This is a genomic window from Gelidibacter japonicus (assembly GCF_010725055.1).
GTDB classification, from domain to species: domain Bacteria; phylum Bacteroidota; class Bacteroidia; order Flavobacteriales; family Flavobacteriaceae; genus Gelidibacter; species Gelidibacter japonicus.
In genome coordinates this window covers 64217-74991 of record NZ_BJKB01000020.1, presented here as the reverse complement: position 1 = coordinate 74991, position 10775 = coordinate 64217, and the positions used below count along the sequence as shown (strand labels likewise).

Genomic DNA, 10775 nt, shown 5'->3' with positions numbered 1-10775 from the left:
GTCAAAGACTTGAGGGTTTGCAGGAAACAAAAATCCACAGTGCGCTGCCAAGCGCACGGGATTGTATTTGGAGTTGTGGACTTTATCTGGATCAACGCAGTTAATCCCGTTCGGGAGAATCCCAAGTCAAAGACTTTAAGGATTGCAAAGTACGAAGACCTTAAATGTTCCTTGAGACCTTAGGGAGACTCCTATCAGTTTTAAAAAAAATTAAAACAGGTATTGTTGGAAGAAATAGAAAGTTTAGGATGTTGGGATTAAGAATAAATTGCTAGTGGGAAATACCAAGAATGGCAAAAGTTGTCAAAAATCATATAATGTAATCCAACACACCCCAAACTTCTCAATAGAAAAATAAATAAGCAGAAAGAAGAAAAAACGCTTCGAAAGGAGCGACTTAAAGCGATTATCAATAAATCGAAATCATAATGATTTGATACGTTGTAAAAAACAATTTTCCGAGTTTCAGTAAGCAGTAGTTAACAGTGACAGTAGAAAGATGAATCAATTCATAAAATGTCTAAAATCCGCTCTAAAGCCATGCCTCGAGAGCCTTTGATCAATAAAAATGCATCTTTAATTTGATGGTTTTGAAGATGTGATTTTAAAGCTTCAAAACCATCAAATTTCAGAATGCTTGTATGCTTGACGTTCGTCTTATAGAAATTCTTACCAATCAAAAAGGTGTTGCCAAGATCGTTCTGTTCAAGATAATCCACAATGGCTTGATGTTCGGTGTCGGCAGTTGGTCCCAATTCGAACATATCACCTAAAAAAATCATTTTCCCCTTTTGTTGTAGCTGTTTAAAATTCTCCAAAGCCGCCATCATACTTGTTGGATTGGCATTATAAGCATCCATTATTATGGTATTACTGTCTTTTTTGAGTATTTGAGAGCGGTTATTGGTTGGGGTGTAATTTTCAATGGCATTTTTGATCTGATCTGGCGCAACATTAAAATATGATCCAACGGCAACGGCTACAGCAATATTATTAAAATTATAGGTGCCTGTAAGTTGACTTTTAATCACAGATCCATTATAACTGAGGATGACATAAGGTTGTGTGTTGATAAGCTCCAGCATGGTGTCCGTAGAGGTGCTCAGTCCGAATTTGTAGACCTTATCATAATGTAAAGTCTGTTTGATTTGGAGTGGATCATTTTCATTGACAAAAATTGTTTTCTGATTTGCCTTTAAATAATCGTACAATTCAGATTTTGCTTTGATCACGCCTTCTATACTGCCAAAACCTTCAAGATGGGCCTTGCCGAAATTGGTAATCAGTCCGTAATCTGGTTGAGCAATTTTACATAATAAACCAATTTCTTTGGGATGATTGGCTCCCATTTCCACAATGCCAATTTCTGTGGTCTCATTCATCCGCAACAGGGTCAAAGGGACGCCAATATGATTGTTTAAGTTGCCAATTGTGGCCGTAGTTTTATATGTCTTTGATAATACGGCATTGATCAATTCTTTGGTTGTGGTTTTTCCATTACTTCCGGTAAGTGCGATAATGGGAACTCCTAATTGAACTCTATGGAATGTGGCCAGATTTTGCAAGGTTTCCAAAACGTTATCTACAAGGATATAGCGTTGGTCTAAAGCGTATGGTTTTTCGTCAACAACACAATACTTGGCCCCAGATTCCAACGCTTGGCTGGCAAATGCGTTGCCATTAAAGTTGTCTCCTTTTAAGGCAAAAAAGAGACTGTCTTTTTCTATCTTTCGAGTATCGGTGCTTACCGTTGAACATTTTTTGAAATGTTGGTAGAGTTGTTCTATAATCATGAAATAAATGTAATAAAAAAGTCCCAACTCAAGGTTAGGACTTTTATGATTTTACTGTGATAAATTACTAATGTCTTGTTTTATTGTTCTGTTTTGATTTAGAACCTACTCTTGACATTGCACATCTAAATCCAATATAGTCAGTGGCCATGTCTTGTGGGAAATAACGACGCTGCGCTGGATCTATCCAATATGCTCTGTCTTTCCAAGAACCACCTTTGTAAACTCTTACATTATCATTGATCAATGAAGTTCTGTTATTTGATTTGTCAATCATTTTTACAATGGCACCTGTTGAATCAACAGTCACTTCATGTTTTGGAGAATTGTACATTTGTCTCGTGTCAGACACTTCGCCATCATCACTAAAGTTATCTGTATAGTGACGTGATGATCTTCTGTCGCCATCTCTGAAGTTTCTGTTATCACTGGCGTCAAAGTTTGTTCTTAAATAAGCATCTTCACCGTTGATAGGTACCTGTAATATGGTTCCAGGTAAGTTTCTAGGAACAACTTGCCCATTACTTAAGGTGTCATAAACAATATCTTCAGTGGTAACCACTTTTACCGTGCCATCTTCATTGATTGCATTTTTGGTGTACACATTACCTCGGTAGTAATTGAAATCATTAAACTCATCATCTACAATAGGTCTGTAAACATCAGCTACCCATTCAGCAACGTTACCGGCCATATCATAAATTCCGAAATCGTTAGGCAAGTATGATTTTACTTTGTTGGTAATATCAGCACCGTCATCAGACCATCCTGCAATTCCACCATAATCACCTTTACCTTGCTTAAAGTTGGCTAATTGATCACCTCTGGTCTTTCTTTTTCCAGAACGGGTGTATTGGCCACTCCAAGGATATTTTTTTCTACCACGAATAGCATTGTAGTTTCTTAGTTCATTCAAACCAAGAGCTGCATATTCCCATTCAACTTCAGAAGGTAAACGGTATTCTGGAGATATAATTCCTGATTCTCTCTTGGCGTACACATTTATTGGGTTGCCATCGGCATCAGTTTGCTGTCTTCTTTTTCCACCTTCAAGAATTTCTTCGTTGCCACCATAGGTCGAACTTGGAGAATTGATATAGGTATCTGTGTTGAAATTAGCATCAGCATTCACATCGGTTACACGGGCATCTCTTTTTAAGAATCCAGCTCGTTCCAAATATAATTCATTGACTCTATCGGTTCTCCAGCTTGCAAAATCGACAGCTTGAATCCAGCTGACACCAACCACAGGATATTCTCCATAACCTGGGTGACGTAAATAGTTCTCGGTCATCATTTCACTATAACCAAGACGGTTTCTCCAGACCAAAGTATCCGGTAGTGCACTTTGATAAATCAATTTGAAATTAGGATCTTCTGGTGGATAAACACGCTTGAGCCAATCCAGATATTCTAAGTACATTTTGTTGGTCACCTCAGTTTCATCCATATAAAAGGATTGAACGTGTTGTTGATTGGGTGTGTTGTTCCAATCGTGCATAGGATCGTCCTGCACTTTACCCATGGTAAAGGTTCCACCTTCAACGAAAACTAAACCTGGGGAAGTTTCTTGTTCTTTAAAATTGGTGTTGTATTGAAAACCTCCGTTCTTGTCATTTATTTTCCATCCAGTAGCTCTAGACTCGTTTGACGACGAAGATCTTTTACATCCAACCATTGCTAAAGAGAGCATTAGGGCAAATGCAATCTTTATATTAATGATGTTTTTCATATCCATACATTTTAAGTAAGCTGATTAAATTTAGTGACGCAATATAGTAATTAAAGAGAAAGTAACAAGCGTTTTTATCAAATAGATTGAAAAAAAGTTGCATTTCATCCCTTTTTTTGAACACGACGTCGGATTTTTGGCGATTTTATCGATGTTTTTAGTATTTCAATAACGATGAAAAAAAGTAATTATTGTTGTAATTTTGGATAAAAATTAAGGACTTTATACTAACAAATCGGGGCAAACGTTATTCTTTCTATATAATTAGCTGTTTCAGTTGGTGAGATTAGTATTAGATTGCGGTTGTTTTTTGAAAAAGAATTATATAGACTAATGAGAATAAAGTTACTATTACTTTTTGTTTTAATATCATCTTTAGGTTTTTCCCAAGAAAAGCGCTTTGACATCCTGTGGAATGGCAGCATTCTACTTGAAACAGAATCTTCGGCCATAACAGTGCCTTATTTTGATAAGGATCATTTTAGTTTTGACACTGACAAGGGGCTCAAGTTCTTTGCTGAGTGGCCATCAGAAGGAAAGATCAATAAGAACTCAGTGACGCTGACCAATGTAACTTATGCTATTATTTCTGCAGATGAATTGCGTTCAATTCCACTCGAATCGATTCCTACAACTCCAAAATTACATTTTGAAAATACAACGGCAAGAGAGAAAACGCATGCTTACCTCGAATTAACGCCTATCATTAAAGATAATGGCGTGTACAAAAAGATTACCTCTTTTGCTATCTCCTATAATATTACGGCGAGCCGATCTTCGGCCGCTAGCCCTTTTCAAACTCAAAGTATTAGCAATTCTGTATTAAATTCAGGAGAATGGTATCGATTTTATGTGGATAAGTCTGGGGTTTTTAAATTGACCATAGGCTTTTTGAATTCGCTTGGGGTGAATACAAGTTCGGTAGATCCACGTACGATTAAAATTTATGGAAATGGAGGTGGCATGCTGCCGCTATCCAATTCAGAACCATATCCCATTGACCTTACGGAAAACGCCATAAAGTTTATTGGTGAAGAAGATGGTGAATTTGACAGTGATGATTATATTTTGTTTTATGCCGAAGGTCCCACTGGTTATAATGCAGAAAGTAATACCAATAATAATATATTTACGGATAAGAGTTATTATTTCGTCAACGTGAGTGGCGGCGCAGGCAAGCGGATCCAAAATATGCCTCAGCCAGCGGGTGCTTCGACTTATTTGGTGAGTACATTTCAGGACTATCAGTTTCATGAAGTTGATGAAATTAATATTGTGCGTGTTGGAAGACGTTGGTTTGGCGAGAGGTTTGATATTGAAAACGAGAGGCAGTTTGAGTTTGAGTTTCCTAATCTTGTTACGACCGAGCCTGCACGTGTTAAAGTTTATGCCGCATCGACATCTCAAGTAAACACAAGTATGGAGGTTAAGGTCAATTCAAATGTAGTAGCCAATTTTGCGTTTTCTCCAATTGGTTCTCCGGTACTGGCCGACGGAAAGTTCTTCAATAATAATGTCTTACTGAGCTCTCCCAATGTGGTGGTCAAACTCAATTACAACAATTCAGGAAATCCTACTTCTCATGGGTATTTGGATTATATATCTATTGAAGCCACGCGTGGGTTGGTTTTTGAAGGCAATCAATTTATGTTTAAAAACAATCAGGTGGCCAATACACCAGGCATTGTAGAGTATAGCTTGTCCAATGCAGCTTCGGTTTCAGAAATTTGGGATATTACTAATAAATATGATGTCACTACGGTCGTCAATACTGAAGGAAACTCAGTTTTTAATTTTAAATCAATTTCCGGAATTTCTAAAACATACTTGGCAGTAACGCCTTCAGATTACTATGAGCCTTTACGGGAAAGTAAAACAAAAGTCAGTAATCAAAATATTAAAGGGACCATATTTGAAAATGAGCAAGGGCAATTTAAAGATATTGATTATATCATCGTTGCTCCAAACAATTTGGTTTCCCAGGCAGAGCGACTGGCTCAAATAAATAGAACGCAAAACGATCTCAATGTAAAGGTCGTCACACTAAATGAAATCTATACCGAGTTCAGTTCAGGAAACCAAGATGTCTCTGCCATAAGGAACTTAGTGCGTTATGTGTACCACAATGCAAGTTCGCCAGATAGACGCCTGAAATACTTGTGTCTTTTTGGCGATGCTTCTTTTGATTATAAAGACAGGATCCCGAATAATACCAATATTGTTCCGTCCTGGCATTCATTGGATAGTTTTAGTCTGACCAATGCCTTCATTTCTGATGATTTTTTCGGGATGATGGATATTAATGAAGGTGATATGGGCGCCTCAAACAAATTGGATATTGCTGTCGGAAGAATTTTGGCAGAGACACCACAACGCGCCAAGGAAATGGTGGATAAGATTGAATTGTATTATCAGGATGAATCTTATGGAAGTTGGCGAAATAACGTGATGGTCATGTCGGATGATGTAGATATCGCTTGGGAAAGTGTTCTACAGGAGACAACGGATGAGATTGGAAGAACCATTACTGCCGAAAAACCATTTTTAAACGTGGTCAAGATCCATTCCGACGCCTTCCAACAACAGGCTTCAGCAAGTGGCGAGCGTTATCCGGCGGTTAACAAAGCAATTAAGGATGCTATTGAAGTGGGCGCTTTGGTGGTCAACTATTTTGGACATGGCGGTGAAGATGGATTGGCATCTGAACGTATTTTTGATAAGAACGATTCACAAGAAATAAGAAATACTTGCAAATTTAACTGTTTTGTAACGGTGACCTGCGAGTACACGCGTTTTGACAACCCGTTTCGTCCAACCGCGGGAGAATATACCTATTGGAACACTCAAGGGGGTGCCATTGCGCTAATTACGACCACGCGTCAAATTTTTGTCAGTGTTGGAGTTTCCTTTAATATAAAGCTGGAAAAATATCTTTTTGGATTTGGTTCGGATGAGTATCCAACAATGGCTGAGGCTTTGCGACTTACAAAAATAGATCCTTCCATTTCTGGAATCCAACAAAGACGCCTGGTCTTTTTTATTGGTGATCCGGCAATGAAACTTGCCATTGCGAAACCGAATATTCAATTGACAAAAATAAACGATATCCCTTTGGGCCAAGCCAATGATACCCTGAAAGCACTTAGTAAAATTAAAATGTCTGGGGAGGTTTTGGATCCCGCCGGAAATTTAATGACCAGCTACAATGGTGTGCTCACTGCAACTATTTTTGATAAGGACATTCAGCGACAAACATTGGGCAATAACAATGTCTATCAAAATGGACAATTGGTTACAATGGACTTCACCACCCTAGGTGAGAAGATATTTATAGGTCAAGCTACGGTCAACGATGGTCATTTTGATTTTGAGTTTGTGGTTCCAAGAGATATTGGAATTCCTGTTGGAAAAGGTAAAGTTAGTTTTTATGCAAAATCTGAAGTGCCATTGCAGGATCAAGCGGGAGCGAGTTTTGATATATTGGTGGGAGGGATCAATGAAAATGCAGAAACAGATACAACTGGACCAGTTATAAAGCTCTATATGAATGACGAGAATTTTGTTTCTGGAGGTATTACCAATGAAGCGCCCACACTTTTGGCAAAACTGGAGGACAGCAATGGCATCAACACTGCAAGTGGTATAGGTCATGATATTGTAGCCATTATTGATGGTGATGAAACCAATCCGTTTGTGCTAAACGATTACTATAGAGCACAGGTTGATGACTATACTAAAGGCGTAGTCACTTATCCCTTTCGTGATTTAGAACCCGGATTACATACCTTAACCCTTAAAGCATGGGATGTTTACAACAACTCAGGTATCGCCGAAATTCAATTTGTGGTACATGATAAAGATCAAGAGTTAAAGATTGAAAACGTTCTAAATTACCCTAATCCATTCATAAATTACACAGAATTTTGGTTCAATCACAATAGTTCGCAACCTTTAGACGTTTCTATACAGATATTCACTATTTCAGGTAAGCTTGTCAAAACCATAAATAGTCAAACCAATGCTGGCGGATGCTGCAATGAAGGCGCTTCGTCACTGTCAAGAGACATTGTTTGGGATGGTCGGGACGACTTTGGAGATAAAATCGGGAAAGGTGTGTATGTCTATAAACTAAAAGTAAGATCAAATCAGCTAAATAAGCAAGTTGAGAAGATCCAGAAACTTGTAATATTATAATTTTATTAATTTATATTTGCTAAATACATGGCCCTCAAAGTGCCGTGTATAATACCAACAACCTTATGAGAAAATACGCACTAGCATTAATTACATTAACTATTTACCATCTTTCTTCTGCTCAGGAAACTGTTATATTTGATAATCAATCTTCGGTAATTACTACTGGAGTTCCATTTTTACTCATTGCAGCAGATGCACGTGCTGCTGGTATGGGAGATATAGGTGTTGCCACTTCAGTAGATGCCTTTTCCCAACAATGGAACCAATCTAAATATGCTTTTTCTGAGACCAAATCGGGAATTGCTGTTAGTTATACGCCTTATTTAAGTAAATTGGTCAATGATATTTTTTTAGGAAATGTTACTTATTTCAATAGAATCAATGAAGGAAGTGCCTTTGCTGTGAGTTTTAAATATTTTAGCTTGGGCGAAATTGAGTTGGTACAGGATGAATTTTCCGAAGCACTCCTTGCAAAACCGAATGAACTTACTATTGACGGATCCTACGCCCTTCGATTGGGTACTCAGTTTTCTATGGCTGTTGGTTTGCGATATTTACGTTCTGATTTAAAAATCCAAGCTTTGGATAATTCAGCACAGGCAGCGAGTTCAGTTGCGGCCGATATTTCTGGGTTTTATCAAAGTGAGGAGGAAGCCTATGATAGTTTTAACGGAAGAACCCGTTTGGGTTTTGCCATTCAAAATATTGGACCAAAGATCAAGTATGACGATGCTGGCAGAGAAAACTTTTTACCTACTACCTTAAGACTTGGTGGAGGATTCGATTTTATTTTTGATGAGTACAACACCTTGGCCCTGACAGGTGAGGTGACTAAATTGTTGGTGCCGACACCTCCTATTTTGGGCTATGTTGATGAAAATGGCAATGGAAGACAGGATGGGAATGAACCCACTATTATTGTTGAAGGCAAATCGCAAGATGTGAACTTCCTTAAAGGGATGTTCCAATCCTTTAGTGATGCACCGGGAGGTTTCAGTGAAGAATTGAAGGAGTTTACTTGGGCCTTAGGTGCAGAATATCAATATCAAGATTCTTTTGCGTTCAGGGCAGGGTATTTTAATGAAAGTGATGACAAAGGGGCACGTAAGTTTTTTGCATTAGGTGCGGGCTTTAAATACACCACCATCAATATTGACATGTCTTATTTGTTCTCCGCTTCAAAAGTTCAAAGTCCCTTGGAAAACACCTTGCGTTTTTCTTTGACCTTCAATTTTGGGGATGAGACCTATAGAGAATACTAAGACGACATTTAAATAGAAAACAAAAAAAACTATTGCTATTATAAAGCAATAGTTTTTTTGTCTAAAAAAGTATCGTATTTTTAAAAATAGATAAATAGACCCATGAAGGAAATTAAAATCGAAACCGTGCTTAATGTCTATGACTCATTGGATGAACTTCCCAAAGATGTCATCTCTTTAATGAAGAAAGCGTCAGAGGCAAGAGCTAAATCGTATTCACCCTATTCAAACTTTAGCGTAGGCACAGCCATACTTCTTGAGAATAATGAAATTATAACCGGGAGCAATCAAGAAAACGCATCGTATCCGTCAGGCCTTTGTGCCGAAAGAACCGCCATTTTCTACGCAGGTGCACAATTTCCTGATGTTAAAATTAAAAGAATGGCCATTATTGCTGGGTCAAAATTAAAAATAACCGATTCCCCAATTCCGCCTTGTGGAGCATGCCGACAATCTATTGCAGAGTATGAAATAAAGCAGGATGCGTCAATTGAAATTTATTACATGGGTGAAAAAGGAAAAGTGGTCCGGTCCCATTCCTTGGCAAATCTTCTCCCGTTGGTGTTTGATAAGAACGTTCTATAACGATTTCGTAGAAGTTTTACGATTTTCAGTTTTTTCATTAATGGTTAATGTGTTACTTTTGTTATCCGTTTAGTGAAGTTCAACTTTTCGTGAGTTTAAAAACAACGAACAGAAAATTGAAAGTTGAATTGTTCTTGACATGATTGGGAGCTTCAGCGCACTAAACTCGAACTATTTATGTATTTAATTTTTTAGAAATTATTTCGGATGCAAAAGATAACAAAGGAGGTTTACCTCAAATGGTATGAAGACATGTTGTTCTGGAGAAAGTTTGAAGACAAACTTGCTGCAGTTTATATTCAACAGAAAGTAAGAGGTTTTCTTCATTTATATAACGGGCAGGAAGCTATTTTAGCTGGAGCACTGCACGCTATGGATTTGACGAAGGATAAAATGATTACTGCTTATCGTAATCACGTGCAGCCTATTGGCATGGGTGAAGATCCAAAACGCGTGATGGCGGAATTATATGGTAAGGCCACAGGAACTTCTCAAGGTCTTGGAGGATCCATGCATATTTTCTCAAAAGAACATCGCTTCTATGGTGGACACGGTATTGTTGGGGGTCAAATTCCTTTAGGTGCCGGTATCGCTTTTGGTGATAAGTATCATGGTAGTGACGCAGTGACTTTATGTTGTTTTGGTGATGGTGCAGCGCGTCAAGGTTCTTTGCATGAATCTTTCAACCTCGCGATGTTATGGAAATTGCCTGTGGTATTTGTTTGTGAAAATAACGGCTATGCCATGGGAACATCAGTAGCTCGAACTGCTAACCACACTGATATTTGGAAACTGGGCTTAGGCTATGAAATGCCTTGCGGACCTGTGGACGGAATGAACCCGGTAAAAGTAGCAGAAGCTTTTGATGAAGCTATCAAACGGGCACGACGAGGTGATGGACCTACATTTTTGGAATTAAAAACGTACCGATACAGAGGACACTCAATGAGTGACGCTCAGCATTATAGAACAAAGGATGAGGTGAAGGAATATCAAAAAATAGATCCAATCACCCAAGTGAAAGATATTATTCTTGAGAAGAAATACGCCACTGAGGAAGACCTTAAGAAAATTGATAAGAGAGTTAAGAAGCGAGTAGAAGAATGTGAAAAATTTGCTGACGAATCTCCATATCCAGATACAAGCGTCATGTATGATGCCGTGTATGAGCAAGAAGATTATCCATTTATACAACACAAAATATAA

General features: G+C 38.1%; 6 protein-coding genes. 4 read left to right on the top strand and 2 right to left on the bottom strand.

Translation table 11 applies throughout. From position 1 onward, the window contains the following. Nucleotides 1-509 precede the first annotated feature (509 nt). Nucleotides 510-1793: a UDP-N-acetylmuramoyl-tripeptide--D-alanyl-D-alanine ligase gene (locus tag G6N06_RS17140; protein WP_163517804.1), complete on the bottom strand. Its 1284-nt coding sequence runs from the start codon at nucleotides 1791-1793 to the stop codon at nucleotides 510-512. A gap of 67 nt (nucleotides 1794-1860) precedes the next feature. Next, entirely contained in the window at nucleotides 1861-3531 is a 1671-nt protein-coding gene (gene gldJ, locus G6N06_RS17135) for a gliding motility lipoprotein GldJ (protein WP_163517805.1), read from the bottom strand. Between the two features lie 327 nt (nucleotides 3532-3858). Between gldJ and porU the strand changes: the two genes are divergently transcribed. The 4 genes from porU to pdhA all read left to right on the top strand — a co-directional run bounded on the left by porU (nucleotide 3859) and on the right by pdhA (nucleotide 10775). Beyond that, nucleotides 3859-7719, top strand: coding sequence for a type IX secretion system sortase PorU (gene porU / locus G6N06_RS17130; protein WP_163517806.1), 3861 nt, complete (start codon nucleotides 3859-3861; stop codon nucleotides 7717-7719). A 65-nt stretch (nucleotides 7720-7784) separates the two neighbouring features. Then, entirely contained in the window at nucleotides 7785-8984 is a 1200-nt protein-coding gene (gene porV, locus G6N06_RS17125) for a type IX secretion system outer membrane channel protein PorV (RefSeq protein WP_163517807.1), read from the top strand. A gap of 102 nt (nucleotides 8985-9086) precedes the next feature. Beyond that, on the top strand, nucleotides 9087-9569 hold the full coding sequence (gene cdd / locus G6N06_RS17120; RefSeq protein ID WP_163517808.1) for a cytidine deaminase: 483 nt from the start codon (nucleotides 9087-9089) through the stop codon (nucleotides 9567-9569). 207 nt (nucleotides 9570-9776) lie between these two features. Then, nucleotides 9777-10775 (top strand): pyruvate dehydrogenase (acetyl-transferring) E1 component subunit alpha, encoded by a 999-nt coding sequence (pdhA, locus tag G6N06_RS17115; RefSeq protein ID WP_163517809.1) that lies wholly within the window; start codon nucleotides 9777-9779, stop codon nucleotides 10773-10775.